Below are 21,607 nucleotides of genomic sequence, written 5' to 3' on the forward strand. Positions count from 1 at the left end.
CTCATATATGAACCTCCGTGATGTTTTTGTCGTTATTAACATTTTACACGATTGTTCTTTATGAGTCTTTTTTTATGTCTTACTGTTGCATTTTATTTTACAACTTATCTTATAAAATAAATATAATAATCAAATATATATTAGAAAAACTTTTTAAAAACTTAAAAAAATAACTCTATCGTATTTTTATAGAAAATTTTTGTATAACTATAACGCATAGTGGTATTACAAATTGATATTTTATTTTTACAAATAGGTATAGTAGACTAATAAGTGTAACCGATAAAGAAAGTAAAAATTTAACTTAAAGGAGATAGACTTATGCAAAATGTAAAATTAAATAATGGAGTAGAAATGCCGATTTTAGGTTTTGGAGTTTTTCAAATACCTGCTGAACACACTAAACAAGCAGTACTAGATGCAATTGAAGCTGGATATCGTCATTTTGATACGGCACAAGCTTATTTTAATGAAAAAGAAGTAGGAGAAGCTATTCTTGAATCTGGAATTGAACGTAAGGAATTTTTTGTGACTAGCAAGATTTGGATAGACAATTATGGTTATGAAAAAGCACGTGCTTCTGTATTGGCTTCGTTGGAAAAAATGGGATTAGATTATTTAGACTTGATGTTATTACATCAACCATTTGGAGATTACTACGGAGCGTATAGAGCACTAGAAGACTTATATAAAGAAGGGAAATTAAGAGCAATAGGTGTAAGTAATTTTTACCCAGATAGATTGTCAGATATTGCGGCATTTAATGAAATAGTACCACAAGTAAATCAAGTAGAAACACATCCATTTAATCAACAAGTAGCTGCACAGCAAAATATGATAAAAAATGGAGTTCAAATAGAATCATGGGCAACATTTGCTGAAGGAAAAAATGATATATTTAATAATCCAACATTAGTTGAAATTGGTAAAAAGTACGGGAAATCATCTGCACAGGTGATGGTACGTTGGCAAGTGCAACGTGGGATTGTTTGTCTAACAAAATCATCAAAATTAGAACGTATGAAAGAAAATATTAATGTATTTGACTTTGAGTTAAGTGATGAGGATATGAAGGCAGTTGAACAGTTGGATACTAAAAATAGTTTGTTCTTTAATCATCAAGATCCTAATACAGTAGATTTCTTTGTAGATTTAGTACAGCAAAGACGAGAGCGTGTTAGAAATAATTAATAAAGCGGAAATAATATAGTAGGTTATAAAGGTATACTAGAATAGAAAATAAGAATGGTACTTTTGACAAAATAAAGTGTAATATATAATCAAAGATAAATATTAAATAAAAAGAGGTAAACAAGATGACAAAATTAGTAAAATTAAATGATGGTAACACGATTCCAGCAATAGGTTTTGGAGTATTCCAAATTCCAGCAGACGGTTCAACATATAAAGCAGTAAAAGAAGCACTAGAAGTAGGGTATCGTCATATAGACACAGCACAGGCGTATTTTAATGAAAAAGAAGTAGGAGATGCGATTAAAGATTCTGGAATACCCCGTGAAGAGATATTCGTAACAAGTAAACTTTGGATTCAAGATTTCCCTTATGAAATAGCAAAAGCAACTATTGATAAAACTTTAGAAAAAATGGGATTAGATTATTTAGATCTTTATTTACTGCACCAACCTTATGGAGAAGTAGAAGAAGCATGGTGTGCTTTAGAAGAAGCGAAAGCGGAAGGGAAGATTAAATCAATTGGCGTTTCAAATTTCACACCAAATTTCTGGAATAAATTTATACCAAATTTTAAAACAATGCCAGCAATAAATCAAGTAGAATTTAATCCTTATTTCCAACAAAAAGAACTACGTGAAGTTTTATCAAAAGATAATGTAAGGTTAGAAGCATGGGCACCATTAGGTCAAGGTAGTCCAGAATTATTCCAAGAAGAAATTATTACAACTTTAGCTGAAAAATACAATAAAGATGCTGGACAAATCATCTTACGCTTTGAAAATCAAGAAGGAATTATTTCATTACCAAAATCTACAAAACAAGCACGTATGATTACAAATAAAGACATTTTTGACTTTGAATTAACAGAAGAAGAAATGAATTCTATTCGTACTTTAGATAAAGGAAAAGGAAATCACGACCCAGATGCACCAGGAGTAGGAGAATACCTACTAACAGCATATGATATTCATGCAAACGAGTAATTTGATAAATAAGAACTTTACTAGTTTAGAAATAAAGTAATAAAAACATCGAAAAAGACGAACGAAATTAGGTAAGAAATGTAGTTCGTCTTTTCTAGTTTTTGTAATAAAGGTATTTAAAGTAAAATCTATAGCAATAAGTTTATTAAGTGTTTATTTTTATTAAGAACATTGATATAGAAAGTTTTTGTGGCTTCCTTATCTGAGATTGGGATTTCAATTTTCCCATCAGCATATCCGTAATATTGTTGGGTAATATTTGTTGTGAAATATGGTAATGCTGAAGCGGTGATTAAGTCATTAAAAGCATCGCTATCTTGCTGCCTGATAAAATGGACATCGGTCAAGATGGAAGAAAGGTTATCCCAAACACCTAGATCGGTTAAAAGAAGAATGGATAGATGTGATAGGTCTTTGAATGTAATTTCTTCCTTACTTGCTAAAGGATGTGTCGGCAGTACAGCGATATTTAATTGTTCTTTAAACATAGGCTTAGATGTAATACGCTCATCTTCAACTAGATAATCGGTAAAAACAATTTGGTTTGTTTCTTCTAAAAGGCTGGTTATAAGCTCATTAGTAGAATTCATGCTGAATTTTATTTTGTGACCAGTTTTCTTTTCTTCAAAGTTACTTTCTATTTCAAACATAGGACCTGGGGCACAAATCCCTATAAAAAGAGTGCTATGTTTTAATTCGTGACGTTTGGCGATATGGGTAAAATGTTCGGCATGAGTAAGTAGCTTCATAGCTTCTTCTACAACAAACAAGCCAGTATCAGTAAAGGTAGTTTTATTTTTTTGGCGAATAAATAATTTTACATCAAGTTCTTCTTCAAGACGTTGTAAACTACGTGTTAAAGCTGGTTGTGAAATCATTAACTTTTCAGCAGCACGTGTAATTGTTCCTTCTTCAAAGAAAGTAATTAATTGTTGCAGTTGGTTTAAGTCAATCATAAAAAGTACCTCTCTTTAAAATATTTTTACTATGTGTTTTAATTATACCACAATGCTAAATAAATATTGTTAAATTTCTTGTTATTGCTATAAAATATATTTAAGCAATAACAGAAAGGAGAAGACGGTAAATGTTTGATTATATAAAAAAGATAGTTTTGGTATCAAGCCTTCCTTTATTATTAACTGGGTGTGTGTCAACGAATAATGAAAAAAATAGTGATACGAGTAAAAATAGTAGTGAAAAAATTCCTCAAGGAAAAATGAATGTAAATGATATAAAGGCTTCTCAAGTTGGATTAAGTGATGAAAAATGGAATCAAAGTAGAGGTACTGACTCGGATGGGAAAGATACGAATAGTACTAATGAACCAACAAGAATTTTGACAAAAGATGCGAAGTCACTTATCGTCTATTTTTCTCGTTCGGGTTCAACGGAATTGTTGGCAAGTAAAGTTCAGTCATTATCTAACGCTGATGTGCTAGAGATAGTAGTGTCGGATACGTATAGCTCAGATTATTATCAAACGGTACAACGTGCTAATGGAGAAAGAGAGCAAAGTGGAGTTCCATTACTAAATACATCTGTTCCAGATTTAAAACAGTACGACACGATTTATTTAGGATATCCTATTTGGGCAATGACATTGGCAGAACCAATGACTAGTTTTCTTGAACAATATGGAGAAGAGTTGTCAGGAAAAATAATTGTTCCATTTTCAACAAATGGAAGTTATGGAATTGGATCAAGTGTTAATAAAATAGAAGCTATATTAAAAGATAAGGCGACAGATTTCAAAATTGCTGAACCTTATACAATAGAGGGGAATAAGGTAGATAAAGCAGATGAAAGTTTAATAACTTGGTTTAATAAAATAATAGTAAGTAAAAGTAAATAAAATAGAAATTAGTATATATAAATTTTAATATAATAATTTGTAGTTAAAAGTATTATGCAAGGAGATAATAGAGATGAAAACAAGAAAAATTATTTTTGGAGTAGGAGTATTTGCTGTATTAGCGGGATTGTTCATATGGAATTTTACAAGAACAAGTAGCAACAGTGGAACAAATTCAACAAATCAGACAGCTTCAACAGCAGCAAATGTAAATGCAACAATAACAAAACAAAGTACAAAAGATCTATCAGGGGACAATGATGCTATTGTGGTATATTTCTCAAGAACACAAGGTGTTTATAATGGGCCATTACAAGTGGGAAATACAAAACGTGTAGCTGAGTTTATCGCAGAAGCAACTAATGCAGACACATACGAAATTGTAGCGGCAAAAGATTATCCAACAGATTATCAAGAAACAACAGAAGTAGCAAGAGCAGAACAAAGAGAAAATGCAAGACCGGCGATTGCCAATCCACTACCCGATCTTTCTGAATATGAAGTAGTATATATTGGAGCACCAGTATGGTGGAGTGAATATCCAATGGTAGTTAGAACGTTTATAGATGCAGAGGCAAGTGCATTAGCAGGCAAAAAAATAATTCCATTTACAACTCACGAAGGATCTGGTCTAGGAAATACAGAAAGATTATTAAGATCACAATTCACCAATGCAACTGTACTAGAAGGTTTGGCAGTAAGAGGTAATGATGCGATAAATTCACAACCAGCAGTTAATGCTTGGTTAGAAAGAATAGGGCAAAAATAATGTTAAAAAAATATCCGAAAGCACTGTATTTAACGTGGGTAGCGATTTTAGGTCTTTTGCCCGCTCCGCTTGCGTTAATGTTAAATATGAGTCTACTAGAAAGCTCGAACAATCTTTTTATTTATGATGCGGGGATTTACGCATATGTTTGGTGGCTTGTGATAGTTTATCTTTCGACAAGACCAAGTTGGTTAGATAGATTAATAGGACTTCCTGCAATGTATTTCGTTCATGGAATGGTAGGAGTGTTTGCACTATTTGCGGCATTTATTCACTGGTATTTTTCATTTTCTATGCACGAAGAGATAAAGGTAACAGGTAACTGGGCATTGTATCTTGCAGCATTTTTGATTGTTTATTCTAGTTTGTTTATGTCAGGTTGGTTTGTGGATCGTTTTGTACCTTTTGCAAAAATTAAAAACAGACTGAACAAATTTTTGAAACATGAACTTTCTGTTTGGGTACATAGATTACATTTTGTAGCGATATTTTTAATTTGGTTGCATGTCCATGTAATTCCACGTATAGCAATATTAACACCGTTTATGATTTTATTTGATTTGTATACAGTGTATTTCTTAGCGACTTACATATGGTATAAATATATTGCAAGTCATGAAGATACAACTTTTACAACTATAGTAGCTAATGAAAAATTATCAAAAACAGTACAGCAACTTACATTACGTTTGCCAAAAGGACACAGTTACAAAGCGGGAGATTTTTACTTTTTAAGTTTTAGAGATAAAAATATCTCAAAAGAAAAACATCCATTTTCGGTAGCATCAGCACCGTCTAAAAATCCGAATGAAGTAGTATTCACTATTCAAGCGGTAGGAGATTTTACAAAGAATATCCCAAAAGTAAAAGTAGGTTCTAAAGTTATTTTAGAAGGACCTTTTGGACGTTTTGATGCTATAGCAAAGGAAAATCCAAAATTACCCTTAATTTTATATGGGACAGGTTCAGGAATAGCACCTCTTATGAGTATGGCACAAGAATATAAAAGCGAACGTGAAGTTCATATAATATGGAGTGCAAAAAACGAAGATGAGATGTATTTTGATGATGAGTTTCGTGAACTTGCAGTGAATGAAAATATAACTTATCATGGGCAAGCGCACAGATTTACAAGTGATGCATTAAAAAATATACTGGATAAAAAAGAAATAATTACAGGTTTATTCTTTATAGTAGGAGCAGCAACAACGGTATTAAAAGTTGAGAAAAATTTAAGAAAGATTGGTGTGAAAAATACAAGAATACATGATGAACGATTAACGATGTAGCAACAAAGGGAGCTTTTTAGCTCCTTTTAATATACAAAATTAGGAGGAAAAGAAATGAAAAAACAGGTTTTAATAGCGAGTGCACTTGGGCTTAGTATAATTCTTGGAGCCTGTAGCAGTGTAACAACTACACAAAATTCTCAAGTATCGCAAAACCAAGAAATGATGTCGAATAGCTTAAGTAAAGTAGAAACACTAAATTATTCTATAAATTATGAGGGGAAAAATTATGATAAAAATGTATTAGTCTATGTACCAGAACAATATAAACAAGGGGAGAAGATAGATGTTCTTTATTTAATGCATGGATCAACTGGCTCTGGAGAAGAATTGGCGAATGCACTTAAACCATTATTGGACACGTGGATTAGAGAAGGGAAAATAAAACCGATGTTAGTCGCTTTTCCGACATATTATCCAGATAGAAGTTTTGTAACGAGCAATTACAGTAGGGATTATCCTTTAAATAACTTCTTCGCAACAGAGGAAATAGACAAGGTAATCGAGCGAGTAGAGACTAATTACACGACTTTTGCAGAAAATAGTAGTGTGAATGCTTTACGTGAAAGTAGAAAACACCGTACCTTTGGAGGATATTCTATGGGAAGCGTAACAACTTGGGATATTTTAGTTAATAAGTCGGACTATTTCTACTATTACATGCCGATGGCAGGAGATAGTTGGATAGGTCGAAGTACAAACATGTCAAGTGATGAGGTAAGCGATAAGTTAACGAGTGGACTGCGAGCGAATAATTACAATGCAGAGGATTTTAAAATAATCGCAATGGTCGGAGAAAGAGATGGAACGAAAAGCAGCATGATTCCTCAAATAAACGCTCTTAGAAATAAACACAACGATTTAATAAACAGCTCTAACCTAATTTATTGGGAAAATGATAACGGTGGGCATGACTTAAATTCTTTATTAGTTGAAGTAGAGTATGGAAGCCAAATGTTGTTTAAGGAATAAATAAAAGAAAAGTAGTGAGATCTATTATAGTAGGAATTTTACTACTTTTTAATTTTATATAGTATTATTTTCTCGGAAATAGTGCAAAAATATGAAGAAATTATTGCTTTAATGTGAAGATAATTATTTTTACTGTAGTTTAGCTAATTTCTAATTTGAATGTGTGAATGAAGCATAGGAGTATTTAAATTTTTTATTTTATATGAGTTGATCAGTCATTATATCTATAAATAGTTAGGCACAATAAATAAAATTGATTTTGAAAAAAAGGGGGCTACTTAAAAATCGTGATTCTATAAAAATCGATTTTGTAGTGCTCCCTTTTTATATGTTTATTTAAATTTTTTATAGTTTCAGTATAACTTGAAATCAGTTTTTTAAGCTAAAATCAATTTTATTTTTTTATAAATGGGCTAATTGCTCCGTAGAGAGCGGCATCATTTCCTAAAGAAGCGGTTAAGAATTTTGTTTTGTTATTTTTTATGGGGTGAAGTTTGCGGACTTTTTCTTCTAATTTATTTAGTAGATAATCTCCTTGAGCAGAGATAGCACCGCCAATAATAATATATTTTGGATCTAATATGCAAAGGAGGTTAACAATTCCTCTAGCCACTTCGTATAACCACTCGTCTAAAATTTTTAATGCAGTACTATCTTCTCGTCTGCATAAATCAAAAAATTCAATAACGCTAAGTCCATCGTACATTTCATCTTTTATTTTTTTTGCTAGAATAATAGTAGAAGCTCGTTGTTCATATGTAGTATCCGTATCAGCATCGTAGACAGATTGACCTATTTCTCCAACACCAAAATTTGAACCAAATGGCAAGTTCTTTAAATAGTAAGCTCCACCGATCCCTGTGCCAAGAGCTAGACAAAAAACTTCCTCAAGTCCTTTTGCACCACCAAGCCATTGTTCTCCTAAAAGTGCACAGTTAACATCATTGTCTACATAGATATCAACACCAAGCCTATCTCCAAAATCACGTTTAAAGTTTGTTCCAACATAATTTTTTATTGTAGGTGCCGCTCTAATGACTTCCATATTAATATTATCAATAACACCTGCGGCAGAAATACCAACAGTGTTAAAATTATAATTTTCTCTAATTTTATTGGCAACTCTGTACATTTCATCCGTAATTTTTGTAGTAACATTGTCAGGTGTTTTACAAGTTTCATAATGAACAATTTTATAGTTACTATCAAAAACGGCGAATTTTATACTTGTTCCTCCAATATCAACTCCTAAATACATAAACATACCTACTTTCTTAATATTATTTTTACAAAGGTCATAGCTAAATAGAGAGTTTAATAAAAATTTTAATTATTGAGCTATTTTTAACTTTGTATTTTATTTAAATAAAAATATTCTACACGCTTATATTAGCATAAAAAAAATTTTTTGGAAACTAAAATTTTTTAAAATGTAGTGATGCATTTAAAATAGGCATGTATAGAAATTAAAAACTGTTTATGGTATTATTAAAGGTGATAATCACAATTAAGAGGAGATTGAAATGGATAAAATAATATTTTTGGAGCCAATATTTTTCGAAAGAATTTGGGGAGGAAGAAATTTAGAAAAATTTGATTTTGAAATCCCTAATGGAAAAATAGGAGAAGCCTGGGTGGTTGCAGCACATGATAATGGTAGTTCAAAAATAGTAAATGGTAGCTTAAAAGGGAAAACCTTAAAAGAAGCGTATGAAGAATGTCCAGAGTTGTTTACTGAAAAAAAATATAATAAATATCCACTACTTGTAAAAATATTAGATGCAAGTGATGATCTTTCCGTTCAAGTACACCCAAATGATGAATATGCTAAAGTAAATGAAAATGGTGAATTAGGGAAGACGGAATGTTGGTATGTAATAGATGCAAAAGAAAATGCAAAGCTGATTTATGGACATACAGCCAAAATAAAAGAAGAGTTCAATAAAAAAATTGATAATAAAGAGTGGGAAAAACTTTTTAGAAAAGAAAAAGTAAAAAGTGGAGATTTCTTCTATATCCCAGCTGGGACGCTTCATGCAATAGGTGGCGGTAACTTAATTTATGAAGTTCAACAAAATTCAGATACAACTTATAGAGTTTATGATTTTGATAGAATAGATAAAACTGGTAAAAAAAGAGAACTTCACGTAGAGAAAACAAAGGATGTGACGAGTGTTCCTTTTAAAAGAATAATACATGAAAGAGAAATAGAAGTAAAGGAAGAGGCGAGGATTACGACTTTGGTAGCTGAAAGATATTTTTCTGTATTTAAAATAGAAGTAAAGGAAGAGGCAACTCTTGAAAAAAATAAAACAGGAAATTTATTTACAGTTTTAGAAGGAACAGGAGAAGTTACAGTAGGAAATGAAAAATATAAACTTCAAAAAGGAGATAGTTTTATATTAACAACAGAATGTAATAGTTATAAGTTGGAAGGTGAATTGTTCTTAATAGGAAGTTACGATAGGTAGAAAAAAGTTTTTAAAAATACAAGAAAATAATTTTATGGTGATTTGATGAAATTTGATTTTGAAAAATTAAAATTTTGAGTTTTTTTAAATCATAAAATTTATATTAACTAAATGTAACAAAAAACCTAATAGCCTAGGGCTACTTAGGTTTTTTTACTATGTGAAAAATGCATACTACAATAAAAAAATGGTATTTTATTTAATTTTACTAAGCATATATAATAGTAAATGTAAATAACAGAGAAAGAAAAGAGGATGAATAAATGAAATTTTCAAGAGCGAAACTAGCGACGAATTTAGCTGTTGCGACATTATTACTTGCAGGATGTTCGGTTAATACAAATGGAAATAATTTAAATAATAGCTCAAATAACAATCAAGTATTAAAAATAGCGGATCAAGGAATCATATCCGTTGGTGGAACTGTTAAGACTTCAGAAGGAGTTTTTAGTGCAGAAAATCAATGGGAAGAAACAGGTGCAGGGCAAACATCACATGTTGATCATGCTAATGTATTTTTCCAAACTCCAGAGAACAACACCGAATTACCAATGGTGTTTTTACATGGCTATGGACAATCACGTATGGGATGGATGACAACGCCAGACGATCGTGATGGATGGAATGATTATTTCTTAAAACAAGGACATAGTACGTATTTAATTGATGAGCCAAGGCGTGGGGAAGCGGGGCAAACATCAGTTTCAGGAGAAATTTCAACTAAAACATTGGATCAACGTTGGTACACACAATTTCGTATAGGACGTTGGGAAAATGGAAAATCAGTTGTTAATGAAGGTTCGCAGTTTCCAAATGATGATGAGTCAATAAATCAGTTTTTCCGTCAATATACACCAGATACTGGTATGAGATCAGATATGGGGGCAGATTTTGATAATGAAGTAGTTGCACGTGCATTGGCTCAAACAGTAGACAAAGTTTATGAAAAAACAGGTAAGAAATCTGTTCTTGTAACTCACTCACAAGGTGGAGGACCTGGATGGACTGCGGCTAGATATACAGATAATATTGCTGCTATAGTAGCTATTGAGCCAGGTGGGGCACCATCAACAGATAGTGAAGAGTTTAAGGCGGTTTCGGATAAAAAAATTCCAGTGGCGTTTTATTTTGGAGATTATATAGATAATGGAGATTCTAACATTCCAGCAACGGCAATGTGGCAAGCTATGCGAGGAGCATCAGCTAATTTTGTTGATGCACTTAATAAAGAAGGTGGAAATGCCAAACTTGTAGATTTACCTAAAGAAGGAATTACGGGGAATACTCATTTTATGTTCCAAGATAAAAATAGTGATCAAATCGCAGAACATGTAGAAAAATGGATTAAAGAGAATGTAAAATAAATACAAAAATAGATACAACTACTACCTAAGGGTGGTAGTTGTATTTTATACAATAAAAATTAGTGTGAAAGATAGAATATTTTTGTCACTAGTTTTGGAGTTAGAAAATATATATTTCAATTTGCAACATAAAGACAAAAGATATAGGAGGTAGAGAGATGTTTAACGAAAAAAGTACATTAAGTGACGTAATAACTTACCCAAAATTTAAGGATTTTGGAGAATTAATTTTTCCAGTAGATTTAAACTTAAACACTAATATAACGTTAAAAGAACTCAGCAGTAGTCTACCATGGTATAGTTATGTGAATACAAAACGTAGTCTTAGTATAATTAATGAATTTGAAAAGCGGGTGGATGATGGAGAAAAAATATTTTATAGCATATATAGTGAAGAAGAAATAAAAAAAGATTCTAGGAAAAAATATACAGGATTATTTTATTTTCGAGGGAATAAAAATAATAAGGTAGCTATAGTAAATGCGGGAGGAGGATTTCAATATGTAGGAGCAATTCATGATAGTTTTCCGCATTGTCAAAAGTTAGCACAAAAAGGGTATAATGCTTTTGCTTTAATATATCGTCCAGGGGTACAAACTGCATGCGAAGATTTAGCAAGAGCGATAGCATTTTTGCATGAAAATAAAAAAAATTTAGAAATAGATATGCGAGATTACTCATTGTGGGGAGGTTCAGCAGGAGCGAGGCTAGCGACATGGATAGGGACGCATGGAACAAAAAAATTTGGTGAAAAATATTATCCAAAACCAAGTGTTGTGATTATGTAATATACTGGTCTTAGAGAGGTAACAGGAGAAGAAGTGGCTACTTTTGCAATAGTTGGGACAGCAGATTGGATAGCTTCATACAAAGTGATGGAAGAGAGAATAGAAAAAATAAAACGGCAAGGGAGAAATGCGGTTTGCTTAGTTTATAAAAATTTACCTCATGGTTTTGGATTAGGAGAAGGAACAGCTGCTCAAGAATGGATAGAGCAAGCTATAAAGTTTTGGGAAAATGAATATAGATAAAAATATAGATGGGAAGAGATTTTAATTATAAATTATATACAAAAGGGGTTGTAGAGATGATTAATTACAAAATACCAGAAAAATTAGAAAAAATACCACAAAAATATTTAATACCTAGCTTTCAACAAGGGAAATTAGAGGAGTTACGTTACAAGACGTATGATTCATTTAATTATGGAAGAGGGGAAAAAACATTAGAAAAAAGGGTACTTGTGTATTTGCCATATAACTATAATACGCAAAAAAAGTATAATATCATTTATTTGAGTCATGGAGGATGGAGCGATGAAAGTACAACAATGGGTGATGTAAATAGTCCGAATCCTTTTAAAAATATAATAGATAATGCAATAGAAAATGGAAATATTAATCCCTTAATAATAGTTTTTGTTACATATAATAACTGTGGTAAAAAAGATAGTTGGGATTACAATTTAGCGATAAGACTTACGTACAACTTTCACAGAGAGTTGGTAAATGATATATTACCAATAGTCGAAAAAACATACTCAACTTATGCAAAATCATCAACTAAAGAAAATTTAAAGAATACGAGAGAACATCGTGGATTTGTAGGATTTTCTATGGGTAGTGTGAATACATGGAGAACATTTGAAAATGCACTAGATTATTTTTATTATTTTGTACCGATGAGCGGTAATGTGGATATAACTAAAAATCAGTTTGAAGAAATAGTATTAAATTCTAAAAAACGATTTTTTATATTTGCTATGACAGGTGATAGGGATTTTGCCTATCAGGGGTTTAAATGGCAAGTATTAAGTTTGGCAGGTGAAGTTTTTAAATTTGGAGATAATGAGAGTGAAGGAAATATAGCATATAGACAGATGTCAGGATACAAACATGATAGAGTAGCTGCTGAAACTTATATTTATAATGCTTTAAGATTTCTTTGGAAAAATCAAGATTAAAATAAGAGTTCATTATAACTACAGAGCATACTACAATAAAAAAACGGTATTTTATTTAATTTTATTAAGGTAATATAATAGTTATTGTAAACAATAAAGAAAAAGAGGATAATAAAAAATGAAAAAAGTAACTTTTAAAAATACAAAATTAGATTTGAACTTAGTAGGAAATTTATATTTACCAGAAAATTTAGATGAAACAAAAAAATATCCAGCGGTAGTAGTTACTGGACCTATGCTTTCTGTAAAAGAGCAAGCTCAAAGTATTTATGCCGCTCGTTTAGCAGAAAAAGGATATATTGCTTTAGTATTTGATGGGGCATACTATGGGGAGAGTGAAGGTTTTCCTCGCAGTCAAGAATTACCAGAAGTAAAACAAATGGATATAGAAGCAGCAGTAGATTTTTTAGAGAGTTTGCCTTATGTAGATAGCAATCGTATAGCAGGATTAGGGATGTGTGGATCAGGATCATATATGTCAGTAGCTGGTGTAAAAGAAGAGAGATTAAAAACAGTAGCAGCTATCGTACCAGCAATTTCAGATATTTCAGCATCACCAATGACAAACTTTTTTATGCTAGAAGACGAAGTGAAAAAAGCAAAAGAGGCATACGAAAGTGGAACAGGAAAATTAGTCCACTTAGATTTTATGCCGAGAGCTTTTGAAGAAGGAGCGGCTTATTACTATACTGCACGAGGAAATAGACGTGGTTGGACTAATAAAGTTGTCGCTTGGAGTCAATTAGACTTACAAACCTATAACGTTCCAAATATTATGAAAAATATGACAAAACCATACTTAGCGATTACTGGAGAAAATGCTTGGAGTAGACCAGCAACGCAAGAAGTTTTCGATGCAATACCAACTGAGAATAAAAAACTTCATGTAATAGCAGAAGCATCTCATTTTGATTTATATGATTTATATCCTTATGTAGACGAAGCAGTAGAAGTAATTGTTGAATTTTTTGGGGAAAATTTATAATTAAATATTTTGTGTACAGCTATTGTATAAAATTTTTCAATAATAGCTGTACGTATCTTAATAAAATTTATGAAAGATTTATAGTATTTTTTGTTTATTAGCAATAAGTATTAAAAAAGAAAGAGAGAAGAAAATGGAAACAGAATTTAGAAAAATAGCAATTATAGGAGCAGCAGGACAAATTCCTAGATTATTAATTCCCCGATTGTTAAAAGAAACAAAATTAGATATAGTTTTGGCGGGGCGAAATGTTAGTTCTCGTATTGGTTTAGTTAATGATAGGGTTAGTTATATAAATGGGGATATGTCCGAAATTAAAAATGTATTATTAGCTTTGGATGGTGTTGATGTAGTTTATGTAAATGAGGCTTCGCCAGCATTACTTAGACCAACTATTTCTGTTATGAGAAAATTGGGGATAAAGCGTCTCATTGTTGCTGGGGTACTTGGAGTATATGATGAAGTTGTAGGAGAATTTGGTCGTTGGAATGCTAGTATGATAGGAAGCTGGAGTCCAAATAATAACAGAGTAATAGGGGCTAAACTAGTAGATGAATCAGGACTTGATTACACATATCTTCGAATGACTTGGCTTTATAATCAAACAGGAAATACTTCGTATAAACTTATTCCAAAAGGAGAGGAATACAGAGGAGCTCAAGTAACACGTCAAGCAGTTGTTCAATATGTGATGGATTTATTAGGAGATAAAAATCGTGATTTAGGAGTTAGTGTAGGGATAGTAGAACCCGGAAGTGAAAGTTTAGCTTGGGTTTCGAATGCATATACCCTTAGTTTTGGAGGTTTTCTTCTTTTAGCTGGCAGATTATCAGATTTGTTAGGAAGAAAAAGAATTTTTCAGTTAGGGATGATGATTTTTGGACTTAGTTCACTTGTTATAGGTTTGGCACAGAGTGCGGAGGTTATAATTATAGCGCGCATGATACAAGGAGTTGGTAGCTCTGTTATTGCACCGACCACCCTAGCTTTAATGATGGATGCTTATGAAGGTGAGATGAGAGTAAGAGCGATTTCCTACTATGGTGCGATGGCGGGAATTGGTTCAAGTGTTGGTTTGCTTCTTGGGGGAGGTTTAACTAGTTTTATTTCTTGGAGGGCAGGTTTTTTAATTAACGTTCCTTTGGTAATGATACTTATGTTTTTGATGAAAACTAATATTGCAACAAAACAAGGTAGAATAGAAAAAATAGATTATTTCGGTAGTATTCTGTCAGTTTTGGGTTTAGTAAGTTTTATCTACGGTCTTACAGGAGATAGTAGTAAAATTTTCATCATTGTTGGTATAAGTTTACTTTTGTTATTTTACATATGGGAAAAGAAAAATTTCTATCCAATTATGCCACTTACCTTATTCCAAAATAAAGTAAGAACAGCTGCTTATTTAGTTCGTTGTTTATTTATGATGGCAATGCTACCATATTGGTTTTTATTACCACAAGTTTTGCAGAGGGAGTATGGTTATTCAGCTTTGCAATCTGGTTTTGCTTTTTTACCTTTAACGATTACAACATTTTTAACAGCAATAAATCTGCCAAAAATTGCGAGATATTTTAAAAATGGAACGATTTTGCTAATTGGTGAGATTGCACTTTTTACTGGTTTATTATGGGCAAGCTATACTTCACTAAATCAAGGTTATTTTTTAGCGGTAGCTTTACCGATGTTTGTACTAGGAATAGGGCAAGCAATGATTGTTGCCCCTGTAACTTCTGCTGGAATTTATCAAGCACCAGATTATTTAGCTGGAGTGGCGAGTGGTTTAACTAATGCAATGCATCAAATAGGTGGACCGATAGGACTTGCTATTATAATGAGTTTGACCAATGATTTTAATAAAGGTTTGTTAATGATGGTTATATTCACAGCTTTAGCAATAATACTTACATTTAGTTTTATTTATAAAAGAAATTAGATATAAGTAAAATTAGTTACAGATTTGTGCTAAAATTCTTAACTAGGTCTTTATGGGATGAAATAAATTCTAAGATCAGAAGAGGGAGCTTTGCAAGGTTGACCAAATGAACACGAACGAAGAGAATGAATTCATTTGTTGACAACTACTGAGGGTACATCGTAGGATTATGAGTATGGGACATGCGAAATAATCTGTACGAGGGAGCTTTGCAAGGTTGACCAAATGAATACGAACGAAGAGAGTGAATTCATTTGTTGACAACTACTGTCCAACATGCTTTATAATGGATGAAATGAAGAAGGAAAGTTTAACAGTTATCGCTAAGTAACTTTTATAAAATCTTTGTGAGTTTTTTTTACTTTGGACAGCCTTTGAAATTAAAACAAAAACTAAGAAAAATTAATTTAATTTTTCTTAGTTTTTGTTTTAATTAAGTAATTTATTTATTAACGTATTAAATATTAAGTATACCTAATTAATAATAAAAAGTTAAACTAAAAAGTATGTATTAGAAAATTTTTTCTTAAAAAAAAGATTATCATAAAGATTATTATATTGAGGTTTTTATTTTAAAGACAAAGTTAAGTTTCTTCCTTGACAAAAAAAAGTAAGCGTTTTATAATATAAATGTATAAATTTAATGTGTTAAATATAAAGATGGAGGTTCTCTATAATAATGAAAGATTTAAAAGGGATTTATTCAGCATTACTTATTCCGTTTGACGAGAATGGCAACGTCAAAGAAGATGGATTAAAACAAGTAATCGAACATAACATTAATGTTAGTAAGGTAGATGGGTTATATGTTAATGGAAGTAGTGGGGAGAATTTTTTACTAAATACAGATCAGAAAAAGCAAATTTTTAAAATTGTAAAAGAAGTAGTGGGAGATAGAGTTAAACTTATTGCTCAAGTGGGGTCATTAGACTTAAACGAAGCAGTAGAACTTGCAAAATATGCAACAAAATTAGGCTACGATTCTTTATCAGCAGTTACGCCATTCTACTATCCACTATCATTTAATGAAATTAAACATTACTATAAAACAATAATTGATGCAACTGACAATAGCATGATTCTTTATTATATCCCAACATTAACAGGAGTGAAAATTAGCTTAGATCAATTTGCAGAATTGTTTGAAGATGAAAAAGTTATTGGTGTAAAATACACAGCGGCAGATTTTTATCAACTAGAAAGATTTAGAAGAAGATTCCCGGATAAATTAATTTGGTCAGGATTTGATGAGATGTTAGTACAAGCAGCTATTACTGGAGTAGATGGAGCTATTGGTTCTACTTATAATGTAAATGGAAAAACAAGTAAAAAAATCTTTGAACTTGCTAAAGAAGGAAAAGTAGCTGAGGCATATGAACTTCAACATGAAGCAAATGATGTTATCGAAAAGGTATTGGAATTAGGATTATATCAAACTCTAAAAGTAATTTTAAAAGTAAAAGGAATAGATGCTGGTTATTGCAAGCAACCAATGAAAGTATTTGATCCAGAAAAAATAAAAGAAGTAGAAAAATTAGTGAAAGATTATAATTTATAATATCAAAAAATGATATTACAGGGTGTTTAACACTAGATAATAAAATAAAAAATTAACTAAAAACTTACAAGTAATCCTGCACGTTGTGTAGGGTTATTTTGAAATAACAATTAAAATAAATTTGAAAAGGAAGAAGCTGAATATGGATATAAAAAACTATAAAGGAGCTTGCTCTATTCCTCAGGATTTTGATACTTTTTGGGATGAAAAATTGGAATTTATAAACAAAGTTATCCTTGAATATGAGATAGAGAAGACGGAGTTTTCTAATTTTGAAAATGTGGAATATTATAATTTATATTTTAAAAGTTTCGATGGAGCAAGAATTTATGCGAAATATATAAAGCCAAAAACTAGCAAAAAATGTCCAGCACTATTTTATTTTCATGGTTGTCCTGGATGTAATAGGAACTGGTTTGAAAAAACAGCTTATGCTTCTTTAGGGTACGCAGTGTTTGCTATGGATTTTCGTGGACAAGGTGGTCGTAGTGAAGATATTGGTGGAGTGAAAGGTACCACAGTAGCAGGGCATGTAGTAGTTGGGATAGATGATGTACTAGATAATATGATTTATATAAAAAATATTCTTGATATGTGTCTTCTTGTTCGCATCGCAAAAGAATTAGATGATATTGATGAAGATAATATTTCTTGTGCAGGAGGATCGCAAGGTGGCGGTTTTTCTGTAATGTGTGCAGGTCTTAATCCAGATATAAAGAAATGTATAATTTTATATCCATTTTTATCTGACATGAAAAAAGTTTATGATCTTGATTTGGATTTAATTGCTTACGAAAGTATAAGATATTATTCACGTTGGTTTAGTGCTACTGGAGCAAACGATGAAAGATTATTTAATAGACTAGCCTATTTTGATGCAAAAAATTTTGCACATAGAATTAAAGCGAAAGTGTTGTTTGGTGCTAGTAATATTGATATGATTTGTCCAATAGAAACGCAATTTTCTGTATATAATAATATGGATTGTGAAAAAGAATTGATACTTTATAAAAAATACGGTCATGAGAATATACCAGATTTTAATACTAAAACGGCAAAGTTTTTACTGGAGGATTAGAAAATGAAATTAGATAAAAATAGAAAGTTTGAATATACAAAAATTAAAGTAGAAGACAATCATCCTAAGGCCGATTATTATAAGGTAAGATATAAAGCACAAGATGATTCAGAAATTTATGTAGAATTGTTAATACCTAAAGATAAGGTAGTTGGTGTATTTTTAGAACTTCCAGATTACAAAAGTTTTCCTAAAGATTATTTAAATCTAGGAAGATATTGCATTCTAAATTATGCGGTAGCCTCGCTCCATATAAGAGGACAAGCTGGGAAAAGTGAAAATAGACAACCAGCATCTATTTATTTTCCATACTTAAACAATCAAGATAACGAGTTATATTACAATTTTGTTTATCAAGATGTAATAGATTTAGTAAAAATTTTAAGAGAAGAATTTCCTAAACTACCTATTAACATATTAGGTGTTGGGCAAGGAGCAGCATTAGGTATTGTTGCAAGTGCAATAACTCGTGAAATCGATAAATTATTTATTTCTAATGCTAGTAACTGTGGTTTTGATATAATTTTCAACGACAATGGGGATACTGGAGTTTATGAATCAATTAGAGATTATAATCGAAATTATCCAGAAAAAGAACAAATTATGTTAGAGAAATTAGCTAAGATAGATATACTTAAATATGCTCCAGAAGTAAATGCAGAAGTTTATTATGGATATTCTCATTTAAATGTAAGAACACCGAAGAAATGCCAAGATAAATTACTTGAGTTGTTAAAAGATAAAGAAGTAGTTAACTACAGAAAATTTGAACATGAAGTATTGCAAGAACACTTCTTTGATGAATTTGTTTTAAAAAAATTAGGAATGGAAAATAACTAATTAAGAATATTATGAAAGACCAGGAAGTTTAGCAGACTATTCAAATTGAGTAAGGGGAAAAATTGAAATAAAAAAATCCGAGATTTTCGAATTTTCACTCGATTTTCTCGGAATTTTTTGAGGCTTTTGAATAAGACTTTTTTCCTTTTTGTCTTTTTAATATTGATTTTGTTAAATGCTAAAAAAATTATGCAGAGAAAAGCTAACTTTTTTAACACAGTATATTTACGGTTATACTTTTAATAGACAAAATAGTATTAATATTTTTATTTTAGATTATCAATTTCTTTTTCTAAGTTTTCTGTGCTAATCATACCAACAATTTTTTTCGCAATAGTTCCATCGCTATTGATAAAAATATGTGTTGGGAACGAACGAATGTTATAGTTGGTAATAAACCTATCATTTACATCAAATAAAATAGGGTAAGTTATTCCAAGTTCGTTAGCTTTTTCCAAAATAGTAACCTTATCCTTATCCGCTGGATTTTGATTTTTAAAAATCTCATCCTTGGGTGATGTCATAGAAAGAAAAATAAAATCTTTTCTATCTTTTAATTTTTGATAAGTTTTTTCAAGTTCAGGAATTTCATTAAGACATGGTTTACACCAACTAGCCCACATGTTGATATAAACTTTTTTTCCTTTATAATCGTTGAGTGTGATAGTTTTGCCTTCGCTATCCATTGCACTGAAATTATAAGCTGTAACAGTTTTATTCTCTCCACTTTGAGAGTTAGAGCTGTTTGAATTATTAGAACTATCCGAGTTAGATGAATTTTTTGTAGAACAAGCCGTTAAAGCCAACACTCCACAAAGAAAAATAGAAAGTAATGCTAATTTTTTCATATTTTAGACCTCCGAATACATGTTAAAATACATTTAATTAAAATACTTCGTAAATAACAGTAAATTGTTTATTATAAATTAAAGTAAGGAAAACAGCATTAAGCTTTTATGTTGAAATTGCTAATTGCTACTTTAATAAGTTTAACTAAAGTATCTCATAATACTAACAAATGAACCACTTAAAATTAAAATACCAATAACAATTAAAATGACACCTGAGATAATTTGGGTATATTTTAAAATATTAGTATTGTTTTTAAAAATAGTGAGTAGTTTTGATGCGAAAAATGCCACTAGGATAAATGGCAAAATAAAACCTAAGCAATAAACTAAAACTAAAACAATGCTCATTATTCCTACATGGCTTGAAGCATATAGAAATACACTTGCTAAAATAGGGCCTATACAAGGTGTCCAAGAAAAACTAAAGGTAAAGCCCATCAGAAATGCTAAAATAGGTGTAGTTTTTCCATTTTTTCTTTTTACCCTATTTTTTATAGAAAATTCTTGCTTTAGGAAATTAATTTTGAAAATACCTAGTTGTAAAAACCCCATAAAAATAATAAGTACGCCACTAATAATTTGTAAAGTTTTTATATTTTCGTTAAGAAAAATGCTAATAAAATTCGTAGCAAAAGCTAGAATAAAAAATGTAGAACAAATACCTAAAACAAAAAACAAAGTATTCGTAATGGTATTTCGTTTATTAAAAGTTAATTCTCCACGTTCATTTTGTTCTTTCTTACCAGCAAGAATACCAATGTAAATAGGTAAAATAGGTATAACACATGGAGAAAGAAATGATAATATTCCTTCTAAAAAAAGAAGAAACACCTTAACGTTAGAAGTAGCTAAATCTGCCATAAGTACTCCTTTGAAACAATTTTTTGTAATTTTTACTTTTATAAGTATTGAAAAATATTGAATGAAAATAGTGGAAAAACTAGATTCAATAATAATTACAGATAAATAATAAAGAAAAATTTACAGATTAACTATATAATAAAACGTTTCAATTCGTAATGCAATAAAAAAGACTTAGTATAATAAAACAAGTTGCGGATAAAAAATAGAAGTGAGAAAAATTTATAATTTCTTAAGAAAGTTTTTGGTGAGTGATTCATAATCAGGAAGAATAATATTTAACATAAAATATAAAATTTTTTCGTAAGTGTTTGGTGAAAATGAGTTAATTAGAATCGCATATTTGAAAATAACAAACAACATTATTAAAAAAATTGTAAAAGTTTTAAAGACGAGAAGAAACTGATAGGTTGGTGTTTATTCTATCCATAAAGGTTATCTTTATAAAAATTACGAAAGTAAATCAATGTAACAGACGTTTATCACTATTATTACAAAAAGGTTACAGCTATTGAAAAAGTTATTTTTACATCATATAATGGTATTACGTCAAAATGAGAAAAGTATATCGACGTAGTAAATTGATAATTAATAGTATTTATAGAAATAGAAGTTTTGGAAAACAAAGAATACAATTTAGT

At 30.6% G+C, this 21,607-nt stretch carries 21 protein-coding genes; 17 read left to right on the forward strand and 4 right to left on the reverse strand.

Annotated features, from left to right (window positions below; translation table 11 throughout):
- Positions 1 to 321 precede the first annotated feature (321 nt).
- Both H612_RS0101875 and H612_RS0101880 read left to right on the forward strand, forming a co-directional pair.
- On the forward strand, positions 322 to 1,191 hold the full coding sequence (locus H612_RS0101875) for an aldo/keto reductase (protein ID WP_027129921.1): 870 nt from the start codon (positions 322 to 324) through the stop codon (positions 1,189 to 1,191).
- Between the two features lie 125 nt (positions 1,192 to 1,316).
- Entirely contained in the window at positions 1,317 to 2,177 is an 861-nt protein-coding gene (locus H612_RS0101880; RefSeq protein ID WP_027129922.1) for an aldo/keto reductase, read from the forward strand.
- Between the two features lie 128 nt (positions 2,178 to 2,305).
- Here H612_RS0101880 and H612_RS0101885 read toward each other — a convergent pair whose 3' ends face one another.
- Positions 2,306 to 3,133, reverse strand: coding sequence for a LysR family transcriptional regulator (locus H612_RS0101885; protein WP_035500153.1), 828 nt, complete (start codon positions 3,131 to 3,133; stop codon positions 2,306 to 2,308).
- A 131-nt stretch (positions 3,134 to 3,264) separates the two neighbouring features.
- On the opposite strand from H612_RS0101885, the gene H612_RS0101890 reads away from it, so the two are divergent.
- From H612_RS0101890 to H612_RS0101905, 4 genes are all read left to right on the forward strand, one after another.
- Complete coding sequence (locus tag H612_RS0101890; protein ID WP_027129924.1) at positions 3,265 to 4,032, forward strand: flavodoxin family protein; 768 nt, start codon at positions 3,265 to 3,267, stop codon at positions 4,030 to 4,032.
- Between the two features lie 73 nt (positions 4,033 to 4,105).
- Positions 4,106 to 4,801, forward strand: coding sequence for a flavodoxin (locus H612_RS08920; RefSeq protein ID WP_027129925.1), 696 nt, complete (start codon positions 4,106 to 4,108; stop codon positions 4,799 to 4,801).
- Complete coding sequence (locus H612_RS0101900; RefSeq protein ID WP_027129926.1) at positions 4,801 to 6,090, forward strand: FAD-binding oxidoreductase; 1,290 nt, start codon at positions 4,801 to 4,803, stop codon at positions 6,088 to 6,090. The genes H612_RS08920 and H612_RS0101900 overlap by 1 nt, the downstream gene beginning before the upstream one ends.
- A gap of 54 nt (positions 6,091 to 6,144) precedes the next feature.
- Positions 6,145 to 7,062, forward strand: coding sequence for an alpha/beta hydrolase (locus H612_RS0101905; protein WP_027129927.1), 918 nt, complete (start codon positions 6,145 to 6,147; stop codon positions 7,060 to 7,062).
- A gap of 394 nt (positions 7,063 to 7,456) precedes the next feature.
- Here H612_RS0101905 and H612_RS0101910 read toward each other — a convergent pair whose 3' ends face one another.
- The gene (locus H612_RS0101910) at positions 7,457 to 8,320 is read right to left on the reverse strand and encodes an ROK family protein (RefSeq protein WP_027129928.1); all 864 of its coding nucleotides are present in this window, start codon (positions 8,318 to 8,320) and stop codon (positions 7,457 to 7,459) included.
- 265 nt (positions 8,321 to 8,585) lie between these two features.
- On the opposite strand from H612_RS0101910, the gene manA reads away from it, so the two are divergent.
- The 11 genes from manA to H612_RS0101955 all read left to right on the forward strand — a co-directional run bounded on the left by manA (position 8,586) and on the right by H612_RS0101955 (position 19,254).
- Complete coding sequence (gene manA, locus H612_RS0101915; RefSeq protein WP_035500155.1) at positions 8,586 to 9,533, forward strand: mannose-6-phosphate isomerase, class I; 948 nt, start codon at positions 8,586 to 8,588, stop codon at positions 9,531 to 9,533.
- Between the two features lie 263 nt (positions 9,534 to 9,796).
- A complete protein-coding gene (locus tag H612_RS0101920; protein ID WP_027129930.1) occupies positions 9,797 to 10,897 on the forward strand; it encodes an alpha/beta hydrolase in 1,101 nt (366 codons plus the stop codon).
- Positions 10,898 to 11,055: 158 nt separating this feature from the next.
- On the forward strand, positions 11,056 to 11,685 hold the full coding sequence (locus H612_RS08925; protein ID WP_211223589.1) for an alpha/beta hydrolase: 630 nt from the start codon (positions 11,056 to 11,058) through the stop codon (positions 11,683 to 11,685).
- A gap of 33 nt (positions 11,686 to 11,718) precedes the next feature.
- Positions 11,719 to 11,928, forward strand: a complete 210-nt coding sequence (locus H612_RS10140) for an alpha/beta hydrolase family protein (RefSeq protein ID WP_211223590.1) — start codon at positions 11,719 to 11,721, stop codon at positions 11,926 to 11,928.
- Between the two features lie 56 nt (positions 11,929 to 11,984).
- Positions 11,985 to 12,860, forward strand: a complete 876-nt coding sequence (locus H612_RS08930) for an alpha/beta hydrolase (RefSeq protein WP_169515551.1) — start codon at positions 11,985 to 11,987, stop codon at positions 12,858 to 12,860.
- 118 nt (positions 12,861 to 12,978) lie between these two features.
- A complete protein-coding gene (locus tag H612_RS0101935; RefSeq protein WP_027129931.1) occupies positions 12,979 to 13,845 on the forward strand; it encodes an alpha/beta hydrolase in 867 nt (288 codons plus the stop codon).
- Positions 13,846 to 13,978: 133 nt separating this feature from the next.
- Positions 13,979 to 15,778, forward strand: a complete 1,800-nt coding sequence (locus tag H612_RS0101940; RefSeq protein ID WP_084167229.1) for an MFS transporter — start codon at positions 13,979 to 13,981, stop codon at positions 15,776 to 15,778.
- A gap of 244 nt (positions 15,779 to 16,022) precedes the next feature.
- Positions 16,023 to 16,109, forward strand: a complete 87-nt coding sequence (locus tag H612_RS10470; protein ID WP_425402094.1) for a hypothetical protein — start codon at positions 16,023 to 16,025, stop codon at positions 16,107 to 16,109.
- Positions 16,110 to 16,457: 348 nt separating this feature from the next.
- Complete coding sequence (locus tag H612_RS0101945; protein WP_035500158.1) at positions 16,458 to 17,336, forward strand: N-acetylneuraminate lyase; 879 nt, start codon at positions 16,458 to 16,460, stop codon at positions 17,334 to 17,336.
- Between the two features lie 142 nt (positions 17,337 to 17,478).
- Complete coding sequence (locus H612_RS0101950; protein ID WP_035500159.1) at positions 17,479 to 18,414, forward strand: acetylxylan esterase; 936 nt, start codon at positions 17,479 to 17,481, stop codon at positions 18,412 to 18,414.
- 3 nt (positions 18,415 to 18,417) lie between these two features.
- A complete protein-coding gene (locus H612_RS0101955) occupies positions 18,418 to 19,254 on the forward strand; it encodes an acetylxylan esterase (RefSeq protein ID WP_027129935.1) in 837 nt (278 codons plus the stop codon).
- Between the two features lie 266 nt (positions 19,255 to 19,520).
- Here the strand turns inward: H612_RS0101955 and H612_RS0101960 are convergent, their stop codons facing one another.
- The gene (locus H612_RS0101960; RefSeq protein ID WP_027129936.1) at positions 19,521 to 20,102 is read right to left on the reverse strand and encodes a TlpA family protein disulfide reductase; all 582 of its coding nucleotides are present in this window, start codon (positions 20,100 to 20,102) and stop codon (positions 19,521 to 19,523) included.
- Between the two features lie 141 nt (positions 20,103 to 20,243).
- Complete coding sequence (locus tag H612_RS0101965; RefSeq protein ID WP_027129937.1) at positions 20,244 to 20,966, reverse strand: cytochrome c biogenesis CcdA family protein; 723 nt, start codon at positions 20,964 to 20,966, stop codon at positions 20,244 to 20,246.
- Positions 20,967 to 21,607 lie beyond the last annotated feature (641 nt).

Source organism: Gemella cuniculi DSM 15828 (assembly GCF_000425665.1).
Lineage (GTDB): Bacteria > Bacillota > Bacilli > Staphylococcales > Gemellaceae > Gemella > Gemella cuniculi.